This window comes from Mesorhizobium sp. M0923 (genome assembly GCF_040319365.1).
In the GTDB taxonomy this organism is placed as follows: domain Bacteria; phylum Pseudomonadota; class Alphaproteobacteria; order Rhizobiales; family Rhizobiaceae; genus Mesorhizobium.
In genome coordinates, this window is record NZ_JAMYNW010000014.1 from 161081 (window position 1) to 181275 (window position 20195).

The following is a 20195-nucleotide window of genomic DNA, read 5'->3' on the forward strand; positions in this document are numbered from 1 at the left end:
GGCCGCCTATCCTTGGGTTGAGGCGGAAGGTGGGAGGAGCCGTCTCAGTTGCCTTCCAGATAAGCGTTCCAGAAATAGGGCCATGGCGCCGGCGTCACGCCTTTCAGCTTGGGAGCCTGGGCGGCCAAGGCGTTGAAGTCGCCGACCTTGAACGCTGGAACCTCGTCGTAGATCGCCTTCTGGACATCTGCGAACAGCGCGACGCGCTTGGCCGGATCGGCTTCGGCGTTGAACGCATCAAGCACCTGGTGCTTGCGATCCGAAACCCACCAACCCGGAGAGGAGTCCGACATTATGCCGGTCAGCGACGGCTCGGGCAGGAACGGACTGTGGCTAATGTAGATGTCCCACAGCGCCGGGTCGGTGCGGTTCTTGGTCAGCGTCGCCCATTCGACCACGTCGAGCTGGACCTGGAAGCCGGCGGCTTTCAGATACTCGGCCGCGACCTGCGCCAGCTTGTAGTGGAACTCGTATTGGCGGCTGGTGAGGATGCGCAAAGGCTTGCCGTCATAGCCGGCTTCCTTCAGCAGCGCCGCAGCCGCCTCAGTGTCGCCATCGGGCTTGTAGGGCTCGGTGCCGGCGTCCGTGTGCCAGGCAAAGCCTTCGGGATATATGTCGCCGTCGGCTGCGAAGAACTCCTTCGATCCGAATGCGGCGAGCAGCATGTCGTTCGGCGCCAGCGCTGCTTGTATCGCCTTGCGGATGCGAATGTCGGAATTCAGCCCCTGCTTGGTATTGAGGACGAATACCGGCCAACCGAACGGCTTCAAGATGACCGGCTGGGTCTTGCCACCCGAGATCTTGTCAAAGGACTCGACCGGCAGCGAGTCAACATAGGCGAACTGGCCGGAGACAGCGCCTTCGACGCGCGTGTTCGCATCGGGAACCGGCACGAAACGGATTTCGTCGAGATACTGTTTTCTGGCGCCACCATAGCCGTTGGGTTCGCCGTCGCGCGACTTGTAGCCGTCGAACCGGGCAAGCTGGATGTACTGGTCCGGCTTGCGTTCCTTCAACATATAGGGGCCGGTACCGACGAAGCTGGTCAGCGGCTCCTGTCCCACGTTTTCGGACGGGATGATGATTGCGGCCGCATTGTTGAGTGAGAGCAGCGACAGAAGTGGCGCGAACGGCTTTTTCAGGGTGAGCTTGACGGTGTGGTCGTCAACGGCGTCGACCGTGGCGATGACTTCGGCTGCCTGCTTGCCGCGCGTGGCAATCTTCATCCAACGCTGCAGCGAAGCGACCACGTCGGCCGAATTCATATCGCTGCCGTCGTGGAACTTAACGCCGGTTCTGAGCGCGATGGTGTAGGTACGGCCATCCGGTGAAATCTGTGGCATTTCGGCGGCCAACAGCGGCGTGATGCCCCAGTCCTTGTCGAAGGTATAGAGCGTCTCGTAGATGTGCTGCGTGACAATGCCAACCAGATCGGCGGTCGAGGCCATCGGATCCAGTGTCGGCGGCTCCCCAATGGTCGCCACATCAATCACTCCACCTCTAGCGGGCTCGGCCCAGGCAGCGCCTGTCGCCGGCAGCATAAGCGCGGCGAGTGAAGCGACGATTTGCAAGAAACGCTTCATCTTGGTTCCCTTCGCTCTGTTCCATAGTAATGGAATTTATATCCTAGTTACGGACGAAGTAAACGCATCCGAATATGATGTCGTCAAGCTTTTTTCGCCCAGAGGACGTCGCGCGGCTGGAGTCGCTGATGATCCTCGTGCGCCAAGGCGTGGCCTCGCCGTAAGGCCTGCATCACGCGATCGCCCAGGCGCCTAGGCCGCGTGGTGGGATATCGGTGGCGGCGCGCTGAACCTGCTGTCTGCCGCCAGCGCACTGCTAAGCAGTCCTGAGCTCGCGCGATCGAACTCAGGTCCATGGAACACCGCCTCACCCGACGACGACTTTACGACCGCGCTGATCCTCGCCGGTTGGTCGCCTGGCAAGTAGCAGGCGACATGGCCACGTCAGTCCATACGATCAAGCTGGCATTAGCGGCTTGACGCGATCGACAATGGCGGCGACCGCTTCCTTCGGGCTCTTGCGACCGAGGACGGCGAGCTGAACCTCCTCGAGAAACGTCGACTGAGCGCGAGCGGCTTCGGGAAAAGCCGGAAAGGCCGGTCGCGCCTTGGCAAGGGCGGCTGCCTCGACCGTCGCCTGTGGCAGCGCCCCGGCGAACGACGGCTCGGCATAGGTCGAAGCGCGGACGGGGCCATTGCCGTTGCGCGCCATGTCGAGTGTGGCGGCCTTGCTCGCTACGAAGCGGATGTAGCTCCAGGAGAGCCTCTTGTCCGCCGAATTGGCGGGAATGGCCATTGCCCAGGATTCGACGACTGGGTGCATTTCCTGACCGGTGCCGAGGGTCTTGGAGCCGGGAAACTCGATCGGCTTGATCTTTCCCGGCGCAGTCGACTGTTCCTTGCTGTTGAGCTGCGCGTAGCGGGCGAAAGGCAGCACCGCGAAGGCAGCGCGTCCCTGCTGCATCCACGTCGCCATGTCGTCGTTGCGCGTTGTGGCGTAGCTGCGGGGAAGCGCCCCGGCCTTGAAGAGGTCGGCGAGCACGGACAGGCCCTTTTCCATCGCCTCCGGATCGGGAACCACCTTGAACTGCTTGTCGATGAAATCACCGCCGAACGCGCGGGCGAACATGACCGGGAAGACGGCGAGGTCGCTCGCAAGGATCATGCCGACGGCCGGCGTACCGGACTTGGAGGTGAAGGTCAGCTTCTTCGCCTGCTCGACCAGCTCCTCCAATGTGTTCGGTGGCGCCGAAATGCCGGCCTCCTGAAGCAGCTCCTCGTTGTAGAAAAGCCCCTGCGTGGCATGGCGCACGGGGATGCCGACGAGCTTGCCGCCGACGGTCATCGATTGGCGCAGGCCCTCGGCGATATCGTCGAAATCGTCGATCGGCTCGGCGTTCTTGAGGTCGTCGAGCGGCTCGAACAGCGAGGCGATCTGCGACGTCATGCGGTTGTCGATGACATAGCCGACGTTGAAATCGGTCTCGCTCAGGCTCGCCTCCCGGAATAACCGGTCCTGGAGCGGATTGCTGTCAAGCGTAGTCCAGGAGATCTGGGCGTTGTTCTTGTCCTCCCAGGGCTTGATGACATTGCCGGCGGCGCCGGTCGTCAGGTTGGCTTGGTGGACGCGATGGCAAAGCACGTTCAGCGTCTTTACCTGGGCATGGGCCAACCGACCCAATGCGCCCGTCGCGCCGGCGGCCATCGCGGTCGTCAGCAGGGCTCTGCGTGTCATGTGCAAAGGCATTGTCTTCCTCCCTTTCTCGGTGACGTCGTCACCCCTTGGTCGCGCCGGCGGTCAATCCGGCGACCAGAAACCGGTTCATCAGGACCACGAAGACGAGAACCGGCAGCAATTGGACGGTAGAGGCCGCAAAGAGCACGCCCCAGTCGACGCCGTCGATCGAACTGATCATCTCCGAAAGGACCAGAGGCGCGGTCTTGGCGTGGTTGGCGGTGAAGATATAGGCGAACAGAAACTCGTTCCACGCGAAGACGACTACGAAGACGGCGACGGCGAGCATGCCGGGCGCTACGAGCGGCAAGATGATCTTGACAAGGATCGTCAGCGGCCGCGCGCCATCGAGGACAGCCGCCTCGTCGAGTTCGCGCGGTACCTGATCGATGAACGTGCGCATCAAGAGCGTGCCGAGCGAGACAAAGAACGTCGCGTAGAGCAGGATCAGCACCAGATGGGTGTCGTTGAGCCCGAGCCGATTGACGACCGGGAACAGTGGCAGCGTCACGACGATCGGCGGGATCAGCCGCGATCCGATCAGAAACATCACCGATCCTTCCAGGAAACGGACGCCCCGATAGCGTGAGTAGGCAAAACCGGCGAGCATACTTGCCATGACGGCAAGCGCCGTCGCCCCGGTGGTGATGATCAGGCTGTTGACGAGCCCGTCGAAAAAGGCCGGCCAGCGCTGCCACAGCGAGGCGTAGTGCTCCAAGGTCGGTTCGAAGAAGAGCTCCGGTGGAACCGCGAAAATCTCGCGACCGGGTTTGAACGACGAGAGCACGATGAAGCCGATCGGAAACAGTGACCAGACGACGATTGCCGCAACAGCGAGCATCTTTCCGGCACCGATGGCGAGACGCCTAGAACGCATTGGCCAGGGATTCCTTGCGCAGCCGCCATACATAGCCAGTCGCAAGCAGCAGCGAGATGACGACCATCATCCACGCCGTCGCGGCCGCCGTGCCGAACGAGTTGTAGCGGAAGCCTTCCTGATAAAGATAAACGGAAACGACCTCGGTCGTGCGTGCCGGGCCGCCCTGGGTCAGGAGCCAGACCTCGGAAAAGAGGCGGAAGGCGAAGATGTAGCGGAAGAGCAGCGCGATGAGCATCGCTGGCGCCAGGAGCGGCAGCGTGATGTTGCGGAAGAGCTGGAACGCATTGGCCCCGTCGGTGCGCCCAGCCTCGTAGAGCTCCTTCGGAACCGCGAGTCGTGCCGCATAGAGGATGATGAATGTGAATGGCAGGTGCAGCCAGATCGTGAGCAGGCCGACGAGGACGAGGCCGTGGGAAGGGATGAACGTCCAGTCGAGCGTCGGCAGACCGGTATATCGCAGCATCAGCGTGATTGGGCCGACGTCCGGATCGAACAGGAAGCGCCACATTGCGACCGCCGTCACCTCGCTGATGGCGTAGGGAGCGAGCACCACGACGAGCATGACGCGCTGGAGGGGAAGCCCGGAAGCGAAAAGCAGGGCCAGGCCAAGGCCGAGCAGCAGTTCGATGTGAACCGCCACGGCGACGACGAGGACGGTGTTCCAGACCGAACACCAAAAATAGGGATCGGTGAGGACGCGGATGTAGTTATCGAACCCAACGAAGGTTGCCGATTGGCCGAATGACGAGGCTTCGAAACTCAGCCACAGGACGAAGATGGCGGGGAGCACGATGATCCCAAGCACCAGGAGGTGTACGGGCGTCGCATAGAGGTAGGCAGGCGAAAACGCGAAGCGCCGCCTCTTGGTCTCGCCAGCCGCTTCCGCCGTCCCCTCCCCCCTGTGGCCGACGGATGCCTCGGAACCAAATGCCATTGCTCCTCCCTGAGCGGTTGCGCGTCAGCCGTCCCTGGCGGCAAGTGGAACGGTGCCCTCCACCGTTGTCCTGTACATCACCCGGCGATATCCGGGATAATCGTTGATGGCGGTGTGCAGGACATGGGGATTGTTCCACATACCGAGCGTCTTCGGTTCCCAACGCAGCCTGCAGTTGAACTCGGGCCGGACAGCCCGCGCCATCAGGAAGTCGATCATCGGCTTGCTTTCTTCCTCCGTCATCCCCTTGAAATTGGTCATCACGCTGCTGACGAAGACATAGCGCCGGCCAGTCTCGGGGTGGCGACAGATCACAGGATGCTCGACGACGGCATTCTCGATCGCCTCGACATCGGCCTTGACGCCGAGCCGGCTGTGGGCCGCGTTGATGGCGAAGACCCCGCGGCCGCTATGGACGCCCGTCAGGCCTTGCAGGATCTCGACCAGCCGCGGCGAAAGCGAGTCATATGCCTTCTCGAGGCTGGAGAAGCAGGTGTCGCCGCCAACCGGCGGCACCTCCTCACCGTAGAGGATCGTAATGCCCGGCGGCTTCGGTAGCCAGGCGAGGTCCATGTGCCAGTCCTCGCCGATCACCTTGCCCGTGTCGTCCGGCTCGCGCACGAAGCGCACGATATCGTTAAAGCCGTCGATCGGCGTGTGCACCGGATTGCCGCTAAATGGTCCGAACCGGCGGGCGACCTTGTGGACGCCGGCGGCGTCAAGCTCCTGATCGCGCACGGCGAGCGCATGATACTTGTAGAGCGCGCGGCGAACGTCCTGGAAGGCATCCTCGCTCGCGCTCGCCAGATCGATCCCACGAATTTCTGCACCGAGCGCTCCAGTGAAGGGGCTGACCTCGAAACGAGTGAATGCGTCATCGCGCAGCACGTGATCCTCCCTAATACGCGCCTCGTCGCCATCATGGGCTGACTTACCTGCAAGTAAGTAACTTGAAAGCCAAAGGCTGTCAACTCACCCTCGCTTTGATCCACTGGATATCTAGCCTCGACCCGAGCCCTTCCCCGCATCATGCCAAGCGGCGCGGATGATCGCGGCGAGCGCTGCGAAGGTCCTGGCGACCTCGTCGAAGCTTCCGGTGTCCTGCGTCATTGGTGGACAGGACAGAAGGGTAATGCGCAGCATGTGCACGAGCTCGTCGCTGAGTGTGTGGGAGGAAAGCTCTCCGTCCTTCACCGCCTGGTCTACCGCATGACGCAGGCTCTGATCATAGACCCGGTTGACGCGCTCCAGGGCACGTTCCGCTGGTTCGCCGAGAACCGGGAGGTCGTGGCGAAGGCGCGAAAGCGGGCTCCACATATTGCGGGCTCCCTTGTCAGCATTGAAACGTTCGTAGAAACGGCGCAGATCCTCGAGCTGCATATCGAGACGGTCGAAGAACCGGATATCGGGGGTCGTCCAGAAGCGCTTGATGCGGGCCTCGGCGTTGGCGGCGAAGTCTGCGATCAATTCCTCCATCAGCTGACGCTTGTTGCCGAAGTGATGATGGATGTTGGCGCGCGTCGTGCCGATTGCCGTCGCTATATCGCCGAAGCTGAAACCATCGTGGCCGCGCAGGACATAGAACTCGGCCGCGACCTCTTTGATTCTGGTCCGCGTAGAGTGCGCCTCGTCACCGGGAGATCCTGAAATGTTGGCTCTCATATGCCTTCCGAAATTCATGCCGCTCGCTGCCGCGACGATCACTATGCCGGAACGAGCCGCAACCGCCCACCGACCGGCACCAGACGCGATCAGCGTTGCTATCACAAATTGCCATGCGATGTACCCGTCGTACTAGAGTCTCTTTCTACGCACTGGCGGAACTAATTTGCGCCAGGTGCAGACATTCGCGGTGGGGCGGGTGAGTAGATACGGGAACGCGTATATCGACCTTCAACCTGGTTCGCGCCCTTGACTGATATTACCGGTCAAAAGGGCAATGACCTTGCTGGGGACACGCCACAAACTCAGGCAGTGGATAGCGGCTGCGCATCGGCTGCGCCGATCACTTCTCGCATCGTCACGATGGTGCGAAACGCCTTCACGTTCGAATCGGCGTGGAAGACTTCCCGCGTGAAGACATCGTACGCCTCCATCCCTGGCAATTGCAGGAGGAGCACGAAATCGGTTTCACCGGTGACATACCAAGCCTGACGAACCTCCGAGCGCCCGCGAAGCTTGCCGATGAAGGCGTCCAACTCGACAGCGCTCTCCCGTTCCAGGGAAACGAGCACATGGATGGTTAGCGGCAGGCCCACGGCCCCCGGGCGAACGACGGCAATGTCTGCTGCGATCACGCCATCCTTCCGCAGCCGGCGCAGGCGGCGCAGAACCGCGCTCTGGGAAAGCCCGACCTGCTCGGCGAGACGCCGCGCCGGGATCTGGTTGTCGCGCTGAACCAGCGACAGCAGCACATAGTCGAAGCGATCGAGGACGGCAGTTTTCGTCATGACGACAGGCATGTATGACGAAATCAGGCAGGCGAGCAACGATAATAGGCGCCAACCGGCGTGGTTTCCGGGATAGAACTTCGCCTCATGGCCATAGACACACAGCCGGGCCTTGACCCTGATCAGATCGCGGCGCTGTTACAGCGCCTGTCGCCATTTTATGCACCGACACCGTTGCTCGACCTGCCAAACCTCGCTGCGAGCCTGGATGTGGCCCAGGTGCTTGCCAAGAACGAGGGACACCGTGCCCTGGGCAGCTTCAAGTCCCTCGGCGGCACTTATGCTGGTCTGTGTGCTCTGGCCCGGGCTACCGGGATGGATATCGACGAATTGCTCGATCCAGAGCGGGCCAGGACGCCGTTGCCGGCGTTAATCACGGCCAGCGCCGGCAATCACGGACTTGCCGTTGCCGCGGCGGCGAAGTTTGCCGGTGGGACGGCAAAAATATACCTCCACACGGGCGTTCCTGCGGCGCGGGTCAGGCGTATCGAATCACAAGGCGCCGAAATCGTGTGGGTCGACGGCACCTACGACGATGCCGTCGATCGGGCCTCCGCGGCGGCCCGGGCCGGAGAAGGCATTCTGGTGGCCGACACCTCTAGCGACCCGGACGACCTAGCTGTAGCAGATGTCGTCGCTGGCTATGGCGTGCTTGCTGCGGAAATTCGTCGCCAGGTCAACGAGATCGGCCATCTGAGGCCAACCCACCTCTTCGTGCAGGCCGGTGTCGGCGGACTTGCCGCCGCCCTGACGACTGGGCTGAAGGACTGGTTGATGCCTCCAGCCATGATCGTCGTAGTAGAACCAGAGGCCGCAGCCTGCGTCGCGGCCGGGCTGTCGCAAGCACGGTCCGTGCGGATATCCGGCGATCTCAAGACGTCGGCAGACATGCTCGCCTGTGGCGAAGCAGCCGCATCGGCGCTCGACGTACTCCGCCAAGGCAACGCTCGGGTCATAACCGTGTCCGAAGCGGCGCTTGCCGACGCGAAGAGCCGACTTCGCGAGGCAAACGGTCCAGGCACAACCCCGTCGGGTGCGGCCGGCCTCGCCGGCCTCGCCACCGCCGTCGCGACTTCCGGCCCATCGCGGGAGCTTGCGCTCGACGAATCGAGCCGGGTGCTGATCATCGTGACCGAGGCCGAACTGGAGAAGGACGCATGACGATGGCGCCAAACCCCGGACCATTGAACAAAAGAGCGGCTGGGCCGCGGACTGCTCGAGATGCCCGCGCTTCAGACTCAACGCAGAACGGGTCCATGAAGCTCATCTACCAGACCCACTCCCCCTACGCGCGCAAGGTTCTGGTCTTTGCCCACGAGGCCGGGCTTGCCGGACGTCTGCGCGTCATTCATCACGAGACGAGCCCCATCAATCGCAACGATGATGTGTTTGCGATCAATCCGCTTGGCAAGGTGCCCGCTCTCGTTCTCGACGACGGCTATGCGATCTTCGATTCGAGCGTAATCTGCAGCTATCTCGACAGTCTCGAAAGCAGTCCTCGGCTCATCCCCGAAACAGGGCGAGCAAAATGGTCCGCCTTGCGCCTCCAGGCGCTCGCCGGCGGCATGTGCGACGCAGGCATTTCCATCCGCTGGGAAAACGAGCGCCGCCCTGAACATCTGCGTTATCCTGCCTTGGGCGCAGGCATGACGATGAAGCTCATCGAATCCTATAACTTCGTGGAACGCGAGGTCGAATTCGACGCACCGCTCCATGTCGGCCACATCGCGCTCGCCACTTGTCTAAGCTGGCTGGAATTCCGGGGACTGCCCGACTTCTTGCAGGGAAGGCCACGACTGACACGATGGTATAGATCCTTCGTGGAACGCCCTTCAATGCGTGCCACACCCTACGACGGCGACACGCGTGATTGATATCGATCGCTAGGCTTTCGAAATCCAGTATGTGTCGGTCACCAGCCAAGCGTGTGACCTTGCCTCGGGCAGCCTTGAGGGCGGCCATCAAGGCCTTTTCTTCGTCACTGCGCCTAGCTCCGCTGCAGGGGTAAAACCCGCATGGCACAAGTGACCGTACGGGAAACGTATCGCCGACCCTTTCCAGAAGCATCATGAAACCTCGTCGGTCCTCACCTGTGAACGGCAGTGCCATCCGGCCAGCGTCGGACAAATTTGAAAGCCACCGTTCCGGCACGTGCGTCACGCCGGCAAAAGCGACCACGACATCGAGGTTTGGCAGATCAACTGCCTGGCCATGTAGAGGTGATCAACCGCAAGAAGCTGGTCGAAACAGCCGGATTCGACAGCGAGTATCTCAGGTAGCGGCTATATCTCTTTGAACGCCAGCGCATCGACACCAAAATGAAGACGGTCGTTCCGTCGCCGGAACAGTTCGAGACGACATTTACGGAGGGCTGGTCGTGCGCGGGACGCCTGACGTCTCGACGACAGCGGTATGCGGCTCGAGGCGGTCGACGGTTGGGCTGAGCGGAACGCAACCCAGCTCGTGCCGAGCAAAGCAAAGTGTGCGAAGGGAGATCATCATGACCCGACGGCAACACTTGTGAATCGGCGTGCAAAATTCGACGCCGATTTTGCACGCCGATTCACAGGCCGAAGCCTCCCAGACCGAGGACCGGGCGGTATGGGCTGCGAGAGGCTTGGCGGCGAAACACGCTGGCGTCATTGCCGTGGTCGCGCGATGCTAACCCTGCATTAGGCGAATACGGCGAGCCGACGACATTGTTCGTCAGCCGCGACGTGCCTGATATGGAATGAGCTTCCTTCGGAGACAAGAGCTACGGCGGCAGTAGCTTTCCCTCCTCTTTGGCGGCCTCAAGGAACGCTCTGCGAACCACATCGGGCTTCACCTGATCGATCATTGCATCCATGCAGAGTTGCACCGCGCTATGCCACTTAGGGCCGCGCTTGCTCCACTTCAGGAGCTGCTCAGCGGCCCTTCGACGTTGCTGCATTGGTAGATGACGCCGGGACGGCCGGTCTTTACGGGAATCGACGGTGAAAACCAATGGAGCGACATTTGTACATAAGCCTTATCTAAACTAAGAGTTCCGTCAGCCACGCCCCGGTTCGAGCCAAGGATCGGAAAACCGGCTATGGCCCAGCCCCGCGCAGCCCCTTCTGGCTGGCCATATCGGGGTAGGGACGCAGCGTAGACATCTATTTTAGGATGCATTGCCAACTCAGAGATGATCATTGCGGTGATGCGAGCCGCTTGGCTAAAGCCGTCGTGGCAACGCTGATGCAGCGGGGCCGGTGATGACGGTTGTAGTCTCGCGTCTCGGCCGCGGTGCGTTTCTCAGAGCCCCTTAGAGACTGCCCCAGCCATAGACCGTTGCGGCCGGGTCAGACGGCCTCGCGGTTGAGATGAACTGCAATTGAATTGCGCTCCACCAAGCGGGCCGCAAGGACACGGTGCTCGAAAGGTAACGTGGCCTCCGCCAACCTCTTCAAGAGAAGCTCCGCTGCCGCCGCTCCAATCAAATGTGCCGGCTGCGCGATGGCTGTGATACCCTGGGTCACGAACTGCATCCAGTCGAGATCGTCGAAGCAGAGCAGCGAAACGTCTCCTGGAATCGCAAGCTTCAATGCGGAAATGGCCTCCAGAACCCCTGTCGACATCACACCATCGGCCGTAAACAGAGCGGACGGTGCATTGCGCATTGTCAGCAGATCGAGCGCCTCCTTGCGGGCTGCCTCGCTAGAATAGACCGCCACGCGACGGATCAACTGCGGATCCGGCGTAATGCCCGCGGCGCGATGGGCTTCGAGATAACCCAATAGTCTCTGCCAGCTTGGATGATGGTAGCGAAGATCAGCGCTGGAGAGATCAACGTTTGCCACAAACGAGCCAACATCGTCGCGTTGGCCCGGCCCGAGTTCCGCCAATATTCCGATGCGGCTGTGTCCGGCCGCTATCATCGCCGCGATGCTGCTATGCGTTACAGAAACGTTGTCGACCACGACTGAATCGGTTTCCAGGCCCGCCACCATGCGGTCGAACTGCACGACGGGACAGCGAGCCGCGACTGCTTCACGAAGATGATCCGGCTCGTCCACGAAGGTCGATGAGACAATTAAACCGTCGACCTGCTTTTCCAGCAGCAGTTGCACCGCCTCTTGCTCGAGTTCGGCATTTTCATCACTGTTCGTAACGATAACCCCGAAGCCGCCACGGCGCGCGACATCCCCTATTCCGCGCAGCACGCTGGCGTAGAATGGGCTTTCGATGTCGCCAACCACAACGCCGATAGTCTGCGTTTTACCGGTGATCAGACCTTTGGCAAGGCGATTGGGGCGGTAGCCCAGCTCAGCTGCTGCGGCCCGCACCTTCTCCTGAACCTCGGGGCTGCTGTAGCCGTAGTCACCAAGAACACGCCCGGCCGTGGCGGAACTCACCCCGGCCCGGCGAGCGACCTCTATGATAGTTGCGTTTTTGGGTAATCTTTGAGTCACTCGGCAAACCTACCGCCCATGCGCGCGTTGTGCCGGCGACCTAGCGGCAGTTAAGCCCGCCCCGCAAGGCCGAACACCGGAACAGCCGCCGTTGCGCACACCATTGCAATCACAGCACCTCGGACAAAAAGCGCCCAAGACGCGGGCTTTGCGGGTTATCAAATAGGTCCTCTGGTCGGCCTGCCTCGACAATTCGCCCCTCGTCCATGAATACGACCTGGTTCGCGACCTTGCGGGCGAAATTCATCTCGTGTGTTACGACCACCATCGTCATCCCGCCCCGACCGAGATCGGCCATCAAGTTCAGGACGCCTTTGACCAATTCCGGATCGAGCGCGCTGGTGACTTCGTCGAACAGCATAATCTCGGGTTCGAGGGCCAGGGCGCGCGCGATGGCCACCCGCTGCTGTTGCCCGCCCGAGAGATTGGCCGGCCGATGGTCCTTACGCTCCAGCAGTCCGACTTCATTCAGCCTCGCCAAGGCCGCGCCCTCAGCCTCCTCGCGCGACATGCGTTTAACTTTGCGAAGCGCCAAGGTGATGTTGGCGAGCGCGCTGCGGTCGGGGAACAGATTGAACTGCTGGAAAACCATGCCGACGCGCCGCCGGAGTTGGTCAGGGGTCTGTTTGTAGATGCTTTCGCCATCGAGCAGAATGTCACCGGCTCGACACTCTACGAGGCGGTTGAGGCAACGCAGCAAGGTCGACTTGCCCGAGCCGGATGGACCGATGAGGCAGGTGACGGTCCCCGGCTCCACTTTCAGACTGACGTCATGGAGGACCTGGACGGCGCCATAGGCCATGTCGATATTCTTGACCTCAATACCGCCACCCTTGAAGCGTGTGGGCTCTGCTGCAGGCAACGTCGCTGTGCCCGGCACGCCCGCTTCGGCAAGCTCGGCGACTTCCTTGAGGCCACTTTGCACAGCGGTGATACGTTTGCCGACGCGCATGCGCGCGTCGATGTAATTGACGAGGTGGGTTAGCGGCACCGTGATCACGAGATAGAACACGCCGGCCAGCAACAGCGGCGACAAGTTGCCGGTCAGCACGGCTTGGTCCTGGCCGACGCGGAACAGTTCGCGTTCGGAGGCGAGCAGACCAAGGAAATAGACCAGGCTGGAGTCCTTTACGTTGCCGATGAACTGGTTGACCAGTGCGGGCAGGACGCGGCGGATGCCTTGCGGGATCACCACCAAGCGCATGCCTTGGCCATAGGTCATGCCGAGAGTGCGGGTGGCGTCGATCTGACCACGCTCGACGCTCTGAATGCCGGCGCGGAAAATCTCCCCGATATAGGCGCCGGCGATCAGGCTGAGCGCCAGAATGCCCAGCGGATAAGGCGATGGACCGAACAGATCTCGGCCCAATCGCGCGAAGCCTTGGCCAATGATTAGGATTGTGACGATGGCAGGAAGCCCGCGGAAGATATCGGTGTAGACTCGGGCAAGGAGTTTCAGCGGCCGGTTCTCGGAAATCCCCATCACGGCGAGTACGATACCGATCAGCGTCCCGAAAAACGTCGAGGCAAGGGCCAGGATCAGGGTGTTCTTGAGGCCGACCATCACCATGTTCGGCAGAACTTCTGCCATCGCCTGGAAATCAAGAAAGCTGCGGGCGAAGTTGTCGAACCAGCTCATATCAAGTCCATCTATAACTCGGCCGGGCACCGTTGCTCACGGGCCCGGCCGGAAACGCTAACGAATACGCGCGAATTTACTTCTTTGGCAGATATTGATCCGGCATCGGGGTACCCGGGAACCATTTCTCGTGAAGCCGTTTCCAGGTGCCATCGTCCATGGCCTCTCGCAATGCCTTGTTGAGCGCTTCTCGGAAGGCGTCGTTGCCCTTCTTGACCACGAAACCGGCTGGCGCATCGAAGGACGGCACGTTCATTGTTATCTTCAGGTTCTTATAGCGCTCCACATACTGCTTGGCCGACTCATAGTCAGTGAAATGCCCATCGATCGTCCCGTTGTTCAGCGCCGCCACGGCAGTGTTGTTGTCCGGGAATTTGACGATGTCGCCCTTCAGATTCTTCTCGGCATAGATTTCCTGCAACGTCCCCTGGATCACGCCAATGCGCTTTCCGGCGGTGCTCTCATTGCTCGTCAGAGCCGGATCAGGCGAAATGATCGACAGGTAGCCAGCGAGATAGCCGTCGCCAAAATCCACGGTCTTCTTGCGCTCCGCGGTCGTGCCAATGGCGGCGACAGCGACGTCGAAGCGACCGTTGGCGACAGAGGGCAGCAGGGCCGAGAATTCCTGACCGGTGAAAACGACCTGCTCCTCCTTGAACCCGAGCCGGCGCGCTACGTCGCGGAAGAGTTCAGCGTCGAAACCGGTGAAGTTGCCGTTGGCGTCGGTGAAGACATAGGGTTTCGCATCGCCCATGGTTCCGACGCTGATCACCGTCGGGTCGATGAGGTTGTAGGGGTTGTCGGCCGCTTTTGCCTGCGTTGATGCGGCCAACGTGCCAAGTCCTGTCACCAGCGCGATCGTCAGCGCCAGACCGGATTTCACAAATTGGCGCCTGCTCGAATTCGTTTGCATGTCTTCTCCTCTTACGATTGGCCGAAGTCGGCCTGCGGTCCCACTCGACGACCCATCCATCAAAACGCTCTTTCATGGCGTTGGTTAGATGAATGAGAACGTTATCACTTTGACTAGCATTGTCCATTTCTCGCGTCAATTGCTCAGTTGAATTCCCCAACTAGACGGTTCTCTCGTCTTGAATGCGCCGAGCTCCGCGGAGGACCTCCGGCGTGATCTTTCCTAGATCAATTGCTGCCGCATAGCCGATCGCCCCGTAGTACCGGCAGGTAGCAGCCGCCGCCTCCGCGGCTTGGCTAAGAATGTCCTGAGGCGCCTCTTTCTTAAGCAGGCCGAATAGCGTTCTTGCGATGAAGGTGTCGCCCGCGCCCAGGGTATCGACGGGTTCGACCAGCTGCGCCGGGGTGCGGTAGGAGACGGTGTCGCTGTGAAGCACAGCGCCGGCTCGACCACGAGTCACCAAAACCCACCTTGAACCACATGCAAGAAGTTCGGATGCGATTGCAGCCAATTCATTGTCGTCGAGACCGTCACCCGAGACGGAGGCCAGATAGCAATGAGGCCCAATCTCGAGTCGATGTCCCGGGTCCCGCCGCGTTGAAAAATCGTAAGATAACAGTGATTTACTCGATACCGCAGCAACCCATGGGTCTAACCCGCTGGATTGGCCAATGTGAACGGCCTCAAAGCCCGAGAGAAAATGCAGATCTTCTTGCGTCGGCGTGAACATCGAGACGCCGAGGTCGAAGTCCAGGAAGATCCGATCGGCGTTTCGGTGACCTATGAGGCAATAGGCGGTCGGCCCTTCAAGGCGCCGCAATCGGGTGACGTCCACGCGCTCGGACTTGAGTGCGGCGTGGATCAAGTCCCCTGCCCGGTCTTTGCCGATCGCCCCAACATACGCCGACTGCCCGCCGAAGCGGCTGACATAGACCGAGACATTGAGGCAATTTCCGCCAGGATACATCTCGCCGCGAGCGAGATAACAATCGACCACGTTGTCGCCCATCGCGGCAATCTTGACCATCGCAGGACTTTCAGTTTAAAGGGTGTGATAACGTTCGCACAATGGCCCGCCATTGTCAATTGTGCGCCGGCCCAAGCTCTGTCAACGAGAAGAGGAACCTCATGATTTTCGCCCTCCCCGCCGACGTTGAACGCGCCCTGGCCGCTACGGCGGGCAGGCAGTTTTCGCATCTATTCCTCGTGGCGTGCGGCGGCTCGCTCTCGATCATGATGGCAGGCAAATACTTTGTCGACCGTCACAGCGGCACATTCGCCTGCGATATCTACAACGCGGATGAGTTCGTCTGCCGAGATCCGCGACGGTTGGGACCTGACGCGCTCGTTGTCCTTTGCTCGCAGACAGGCACCACCCACGAGACCGTGCGAGCGGCCAATCATGCAAAGGATCAAGGCGCGACGACAATCGGCATGACGCTCGACCAGATATCGCCCCTCGCGCAGGCGGTCGACCACGCAGTCGCCTACCAGGCCTCCTACACGACGGGCAAACCGATCGATGCAGCCCGCAGCAACTACGGCGTGCTCTACATGTTGCTCGCCGGCCTAATCGATGCTCGGGAGGATGCCGGGCTGACCGCCGATCTGCTGATGAGCCTGAGCCATCTTCAGCCGGCGATCGAACGTGCGCACCGGACCTATGCCGACCGGTTTAAGGCCTTCGTACCCCGTTTCGCGCCGCGCAAAGCGATCTACACACTGGCCAGCGGTGCAAGCTACGGTGCGGCGTATTCCTACGCCATCTGCGTGTTGATGGAGATGCAGTGGTACGACTCGCAAGCCATACACGCCAACGAGTTCTTTCACGGCCCGTTCGAGGTGGTGGACCGGGATACTTGCTTCGTGGTCTTGATGGGTTTGGACGAGACGAGGCACCTTACGGAACGCGCTCGCGATTTCCTTTTCAAGCACGGCAGCCGGGAAAACATCCTGGTGCTCGATGGAGCGGAACTCGACCTCAGCGGTATGTCCGAACACATCAAACCCTATCTCGTGCCCTTGGTCTTCTTCGACACTCTATGGCGTTTTGCCTATACGCTGGCTGGTCTGCGCGGCCAGCCGATGCTCGAGGGCCGGCGCTACATGAAGAAGCTCACGGACTACTAGTTCCGCCGCGCTCTGCAGCCATCCAACAACTCCCAGCCCGGCTTCTGCGTAGAAGGATTTTTCTATGACTGCATCCCCAAAACCGCGCCAAGTCGTCGTCATCGGCGCTGGCATCTTCGGCATCTCTTCCGCGCTGCACCTCGCTCGTCTTGGCTTTGATGTAACCATTGTCAACGACGGCGTGCCGGCCAACGGTGCATCCGGCCGTTCACTTTCCTGGCTGAACTCAGCGCGACGTGCTGACACTGCTTACCACCGCTTGAGGCTTGCGGGCATCGACCGTTATCGGACCCTGGCGGCCACAAGGCCGGAAACGGCGTCGTGGCTTCGCTTTGACGGCGGCCTCACCTGGGATGCGGATGATGGGACGAACCAGATCGCCTCCATCTGCCAGCTGGAGCAGGATATTGGTTACGACGCGCTTCTGCTCGGCCCTGCCGAAGTCGGCGCAGTGACGCCCGGTGTCAACGCCAGCGCAATCACCCCGCAGGGGGCCATCTTCAATCCTGGCGAAGGATGGGTTGACCTGCCCTGCCTGATCGATCTGCTGCTCAATGAGTTCCGCTCCCGCGGCGGCAAGCTCGTCCAGAACGCCGGACGCGTGCGGATAGATGCCACAGGTGGTCGCGCGCGTGGCGTCGTCACTGCCGACGGTGTGCCGTTAAAGGCGGATGCAGTGGTCCTTGCCGTTGGGCCAGCGACGCCTGCCATGCTTGCGGAGATCGGAGTTCGTGTCCCCGACGCCACGCCGATTTCACTCCTCTTGAAAACCAAGCCGATCAAGACCGAGCTCCGTGCCGTGCTGAATACGCCGCGCGTGGCGGTGCGCCCGACGCCGGATGGCGAACTTGTTTTGGATTCGGCGTGGTCGGAGGAAGAAGTCGTGGTCAACTCTGATGGAACTTACACCGTGCACGACAAGACCGTCAAAGGACTGCTCGACGAGGCTAGTGCGGTGCTCGAGGGCAATCGGCGGCTCCAACTCGCTACCTATGCAGTTGGCCCGAAGCCCATCCCGGGCGACGGCGAGCCAGTGCTTGGCTCCGTCGAGACCGTCGCCGGGCTTCACGTCGCCTTTAGCCACAGCGGCGCCACGCTTGGATTGATCGTCGGCGAATTGCTTGCCAAAGAAATCGCCTCAGGCAATCCGCATCCCATGCTTGCAACGTTTCGCGCTAATCGATTCAGCTGAAAGGGCAATTGCGGCAAGGCCGAACTGTCCAAGCGCGGACGCTCAAGGGAGAAGATGAATGCCCCGCAAACTATGGCCAGATAGCCGCTCGCGATCCACTGGAGTGCGCTGAGCGCGACAAGTTGCGCAAGCCTCAATTCAAAGCCAAGAAGATCGAAAGGCAGACTGCACCGAAGAGCCCGGCGGTCTACCTTGTGGGAATTAGGTGCAGTGCAGACTTCCCGCCCTTCACGGGCGCCGCTGACAGCTTGCGGTCAAAGCTGGCAAGTTGGCCGCCTCGCGCCTTGGCGAGCGCGAGAAGGTACGTATCCGTGACCTGTGCCGAAGTCAGGATTTTCGCTGCATCGATGTCGCCGGAGCCAACCAGGCTCACATCGTCGGGCCAGAAGCTGTGCCCGTGCAGAGCCCGCAACTTGGTAACGATTTGCGCAACGATGGCGGGCGAGCCGGGAGAATTAGGATATCTTTGGTTCCCGACGATGCGCAGGACGCCGTTTTCGGTGATCGGACAAGTAGCCCATGCCGCGTTGCCCGTCTCTTCGAACCAGCCATGCGCGTCGCCATAGGCGACGTGACCAGGATCGATCAGTGCGATCAGCACATTGACACCGAGCAGGAAGGTCAAGGCAGTTCGTTTCGCAAGGCGTTGACCGTCTCAAGCGTAACAGGAGGTGCATGCGGCCGAGGCGACAGAAGAGGAATCCCGTTGCGCTCGCCGCCAGCTTGAGGCCGGCGCAGCGAGCGCCGGGCGAGATCGCTAATGACCTCGCCGAGGCTACGACCCTGCTGCCGGGCCATGGCCCTGGCCGCGACCAGGACGTCGTCATCAATCGCCAGTGTGGTTCTCATATCACTCTCCTGACGCGCATCAAACATCACGCATGATGTGGACTAGCTACGTCGGACACTCAAGCGGTGCGAATACCCGGCGGATTTGCGTGGAACACGTTTTGCCGGAAAGATCGTCGCTCCGCGGCTTCAACCTTTATGCGACGAAAACTGCGCCCGCGGTAATCAGCGAAACGCCAAGCCAGTTCGGCAGGGACAATTGTTATCTGAGGAAAACCGCACGGAATACCGTGTCAAGCGCGACGCTTAGCGTGGCGTCACCGAGCAACTCGCCCTCCCACAATGCAGCACCAGGGCTGCGATGACATGTCTTGATCGTGTTGCTGAAGTCAGCCAGATCCTACGTCGATAACGGCCTTGATCAGACCGGACTTCTGCTGCGCCCAGATTGCGATGTCGCGTGGGCTGTCACGCAAGGTGGTGCGGTGGGTGACGAGCTGGTCGATTGGTATTTTTCCAGCGCGGATCGAGGCAATGACGTGCCGGAAATCCCCGCGCGTCGCGTTGCGACTGCCGATCAGCATCATTTCGCGCTTGTGGAACTCTGGATCGGAGAAGCTTATATCGTCCGGCACGACGCTGACCATCACCATGACGCCGCCATACGCAACATAGGCAAAGGCAGACTGCATCGAACGGCTGTTTCCCGTTGCGTCGAAGACGACATCGAAACCTGTTCCCGCAGTTCGCGCCGCTATCGTTTCGATGATCGATCCCTTCGACCCGTCGATCACCAGGAAGCCCAATTGCCTTGCGGCAAAGGCCAGCCGCTCGGCATCGACGTCCATGACGGTCACGTTGAGTTGCGCTATGCGCGCAAAGAGCGCGGTGCCGAGGCCGATCGGCCCGGCGCCGATAACCAAGGTGCGATTGCCCGGCCGATCTGCGGACCGCGTGAGCACCGATGGCCAGAAACTCGACCGTGGCCGCCTCCACCGGTGACAGGCCGGCCGCTGGAATCAAGTTCTGCGCCGGCACGAGAATCTGCTGGCTCATCGCACCATCACGGTGCACGCCAAGCACCTCGATCGCCATGCAGCAGTTAGGCTTGCCCTGGCGGCAGGCGGCACAATTTCCGCAGGCAAGATAGGGATTGACGAGGATTTGCTCTCCGACCGACAGGTCCACGGGCGCGTTGATTGCCGCGATTGTTCCCGAAACCTCATGGCCCATGACGCGCGGATAGGTGAGATAAGGATGCCTGCCCTCGAAGATGTGGTAGTCGGTTCCGCATATCCCGACATAGGCGACATTGACCAGTGCCCAGCCTTCGGGCGGAGTGCCTGGCGCCTGCTGCTCCTCAAACACCAGCCTGCCGGGCTCGGCGCATCGCACGACTTTGATGGTGGGGTCCATGACTGTAATTCACCCCCTTGCTAAGCTGGAGTCCGGCGACAGGAAGTGGGGGGGGGGGGGGGAACACCCCCCCCCCCCCGGGGAAAGCCCAAAAAGAGGAGGGGGGGAGCGCGCCCCCCCCCCCGCCCGCGGGAACCAAAGAGGAGCCCGGGGGGCCCCCC

At 61.1% G+C, this 20195-nt stretch carries 18 protein-coding genes and 1 pseudogene; 4 read left to right on the forward strand and 15 right to left on the reverse strand.

Features of this window, described 5'->3' with window-relative positions; genetic code table 11:
* Positions 1–44: 44 nt before the first annotated feature.
* The 7 genes from NKH89_RS23165 to NKH89_RS23195 all read right to left on the reverse strand — a co-directional run bounded on the left by NKH89_RS23165 (position 45) and on the right by NKH89_RS23195 (position 7534).
* The gene (locus NKH89_RS23165) at positions 45–1583 is read right to left on the reverse strand and encodes an ABC transporter substrate-binding protein (protein ID WP_502896929.1); all 1539 of its coding nucleotides are present in this window, start codon (positions 1581–1583) and stop codon (positions 45–47) included.
* Between the two features lie 397 nt (positions 1584–1980).
* Positions 1981–3270: an ABC transporter substrate-binding protein gene (locus NKH89_RS23170; RefSeq protein WP_352910056.1), complete on the reverse strand. Its 1290-nt coding sequence runs from the start codon at positions 3268–3270 to the stop codon at positions 1981–1983.
* A 28-nt stretch (positions 3271–3298) separates the two neighbouring features.
* Positions 3299–4135: a carbohydrate ABC transporter permease gene (locus NKH89_RS23175; protein ID WP_023718495.1), complete on the reverse strand. Its 837-nt coding sequence runs from the start codon at positions 4133–4135 to the stop codon at positions 3299–3301.
* Positions 4125–5072 (reverse strand): carbohydrate ABC transporter permease, encoded by a 948-nt coding sequence (locus tag NKH89_RS23180; protein ID WP_023718496.1) that lies wholly within the window; start codon positions 5070–5072, stop codon positions 4125–4127. The genes NKH89_RS23175 and NKH89_RS23180 overlap by 11 nt, the downstream gene beginning before the upstream one ends.
* A 24-nt stretch (positions 5073–5096) precedes the next feature.
* Entirely contained in the window at positions 5097–5960 is an 864-nt protein-coding gene (locus NKH89_RS23185) for a TauD/TfdA dioxygenase family protein (protein WP_023718497.1), read from the reverse strand.
* Between the two features lie 111 nt (positions 5961–6071).
* The gene (locus NKH89_RS23190) at positions 6072–6734 is read right to left on the reverse strand and encodes a TetR/AcrR family transcriptional regulator (protein WP_352910057.1); all 663 of its coding nucleotides are present in this window, start codon (positions 6732–6734) and stop codon (positions 6072–6074) included.
* A gap of 305 nt (positions 6735–7039) precedes the next feature.
* The gene (locus NKH89_RS23195; RefSeq protein ID WP_352910060.1) at positions 7040–7534 is read right to left on the reverse strand and encodes an Lrp/AsnC family transcriptional regulator; all 495 of its coding nucleotides are present in this window, start codon (positions 7532–7534) and stop codon (positions 7040–7042) included.
* 75 nt (positions 7535–7609) lie between these two features.
* Between NKH89_RS23195 and NKH89_RS23200 the strand changes: the two genes are divergently transcribed.
* A complete protein-coding gene (locus tag NKH89_RS23200) occupies positions 7610–8683 on the forward strand; it encodes a pyridoxal-phosphate dependent enzyme (protein ID WP_031193821.1) in 1074 nt (357 codons plus the stop codon).
* Between the two features lie 95 nt (positions 8684–8778).
* Positions 8779–9396 carry a glutathione S-transferase family protein gene (locus NKH89_RS23205; RefSeq protein WP_352483668.1) on the forward strand — a complete coding sequence of 206 codons (618 nt, stop codon included), beginning with the start codon at positions 8779–8781 and terminating at the stop codon, positions 9394–9396.
* Positions 9397–10277: 881 nt separating this feature from the next.
* Here the strand turns inward: NKH89_RS23205 and NKH89_RS23210 are convergent.
* The 5 genes from NKH89_RS23210 to NKH89_RS23230 form a co-directional block, all read right to left on the reverse strand.
* Positions 10278–10454, reverse strand: a complete 177-nt coding sequence (locus tag NKH89_RS23210) for a DUF982 domain-containing protein (RefSeq protein WP_023718504.1) — start codon at positions 10452–10454, stop codon at positions 10278–10280.
* A gap of 391 nt (positions 10455–10845) precedes the next feature.
* Entirely contained in the window at positions 10846–11955 is a 1110-nt protein-coding gene (locus NKH89_RS23215) for a LacI family DNA-binding transcriptional regulator (RefSeq protein ID WP_023718505.1), read from the reverse strand.
* A 109-nt stretch (positions 11956–12064) separates the two neighbouring features.
* The gene (locus NKH89_RS23220; RefSeq protein ID WP_023718506.1) at positions 12065–13594 is read right to left on the reverse strand and encodes an amino acid ABC transporter permease/ATP-binding protein; all 1530 of its coding nucleotides are present in this window, start codon (positions 13592–13594) and stop codon (positions 12065–12067) included.
* 76 nt (positions 13595–13670) lie between these two features.
* A complete protein-coding gene (locus tag NKH89_RS23225; protein WP_352483671.1) occupies positions 13671–14507 on the reverse strand; it encodes an ABC transporter substrate-binding protein in 837 nt (278 codons plus the stop codon).
* Positions 14508–14667: 160 nt separating this feature from the next.
* The gene (locus tag NKH89_RS23230; RefSeq protein WP_352910061.1) at positions 14668–15534 is read right to left on the reverse strand and encodes a PfkB family carbohydrate kinase; all 867 of its coding nucleotides are present in this window, start codon (positions 15532–15534) and stop codon (positions 14668–14670) included.
* A 101-nt stretch (positions 15535–15635) separates the two neighbouring features.
* Between NKH89_RS23230 and NKH89_RS23235 the strand changes: the two genes are divergently transcribed.
* Positions 15636–16637: an SIS domain-containing protein gene (locus tag NKH89_RS23235; RefSeq protein WP_352639609.1), complete on the forward strand. Its 1002-nt coding sequence runs from the start codon at positions 15636–15638 to the stop codon at positions 16635–16637.
* A 64-nt stretch (positions 16638–16701) separates the two neighbouring features.
* A complete protein-coding gene (locus NKH89_RS23240) occupies positions 16702–17829 on the forward strand; it encodes an NAD(P)/FAD-dependent oxidoreductase (protein ID WP_352910064.1) in 1128 nt (375 codons plus the stop codon).
* A gap of 187 nt (positions 17830–18016) precedes the next feature.
* Here the strand turns inward: NKH89_RS23240 and NKH89_RS23245 are convergent, their stop codons facing one another.
* The 3 genes and pseudogenes from NKH89_RS23245 to NKH89_RS23255 all read right to left on the reverse strand — a co-directional run bounded on the left by NKH89_RS23245 (position 18017) and on the right by NKH89_RS23255 (position 20022).
* Positions 18017–18454 (reverse strand): TA system VapC family ribonuclease toxin, encoded by a 438-nt coding sequence (locus NKH89_RS23245; protein WP_023718511.1) that lies wholly within the window; start codon positions 18452–18454, stop codon positions 18017–18019.
* Positions 18451–18678, reverse strand: a complete 228-nt coding sequence (locus tag NKH89_RS23250; RefSeq protein ID WP_023718512.1) for a ribbon-helix-helix domain-containing protein — start codon at positions 18676–18678, stop codon at positions 18451–18453. Before NKH89_RS23250 ends, NKH89_RS23245 begins: the two co-directional genes overlap by 4 nt.
* A 329-nt stretch (positions 18679–19007) precedes the next feature.
* A pseudogene (locus NKH89_RS23255) lies at positions 19008–20022 on the reverse strand (zinc-binding alcohol dehydrogenase family protein).
* Positions 20023–20195 lie beyond the last annotated feature (173 nt).

Bases quoted from the DNA above. Each gene is read 5' to 3' on its own strand.
- NKH89_RS23195 (WP_352910060.1), bottom strand. From the start codon at position 7,534: ATGCCTGTCGTCATGACGAAAACTGCCGTCCTCGATCGCTTCGACTAT.
- NKH89_RS23240 (WP_352910064.1), top strand. From the start codon at position 16,702: ATGACTGCATCCCCAAAACCGCGCCAAGTCGTCGTCATCGGCGCTGGC.
- NKH89_RS23165 (WP_502896929.1), bottom strand. From the start codon at position 1,583: ATGAAGCGTTTCTTGCAAATCGTCGCTTCACTCGCCGCGCTTATGCTG.
- NKH89_RS23225 (WP_352483671.1), bottom strand. From the start codon at position 14,507: ATGCAAACGAATTCGAGCAGGCGCCAATTTGTGAAATCCGGTCTGGCG.
- NKH89_RS23190 (WP_352910057.1), bottom strand. From the start codon at position 6,734: ATGAGAGCCAACATTTCAGGATCTCCCGGTGACGAGGCGCACTCTACG.
- NKH89_RS23200 (WP_031193821.1), top strand. From the start codon at position 7,610: ATGGCCATAGACACACAGCCGGGCCTTGACCCTGATCAGATCGCGGCG.
- NKH89_RS23235 (WP_352639609.1), top strand. From the start codon at position 15,636: ATGATTTTCGCCCTCCCCGCCGACGTTGAACGCGCCCTGGCCGCTACG.
- NKH89_RS23220 (WP_023718506.1), bottom strand. From the start codon at position 13,594: ATGAGCTGGTTCGACAACTTCGCCCGCAGCTTTCTTGATTTCCAGGCG.
- NKH89_RS23175 (WP_023718495.1), bottom strand. From the start codon at position 4,135: ATGCGTTCTAGGCGTCTCGCCATCGGTGCCGGAAAGATGCTCGCTGTT.
- NKH89_RS23205 (WP_352483668.1), top strand. From the start codon at position 8,779: ATGAAGCTCATCTACCAGACCCACTCCCCCTACGCGCGCAAGGTTCTG.
- NKH89_RS23180 (WP_023718496.1), bottom strand. From the start codon at position 5,072: ATGGCATTTGGTTCCGAGGCATCCGTCGGCCACAGGGGGGAGGGGACG.
- NKH89_RS23250 (WP_023718512.1), bottom strand. From the start codon at position 18,678: ATGAGAACCACACTGGCGATTGATGACGACGTCCTGGTCGCGGCCAGG.
- NKH89_RS23230 (WP_352910061.1), bottom strand. From the start codon at position 15,534: ATGGTCAAGATTGCCGCGATGGGCGACAACGTGGTCGATTGTTATCTC.
- NKH89_RS23210 (WP_023718504.1), bottom strand. From the start codon at position 10,454: ATGCAGCAACGTCGAAGGGCCGCTGAGCAGCTCCTGAAGTGGAGCAAG.
- NKH89_RS23170 (WP_352910056.1), bottom strand. From the start codon at position 3,270: ATGCCTTTGCACATGACACGCAGAGCCCTGCTGACGACCGCGATGGCC.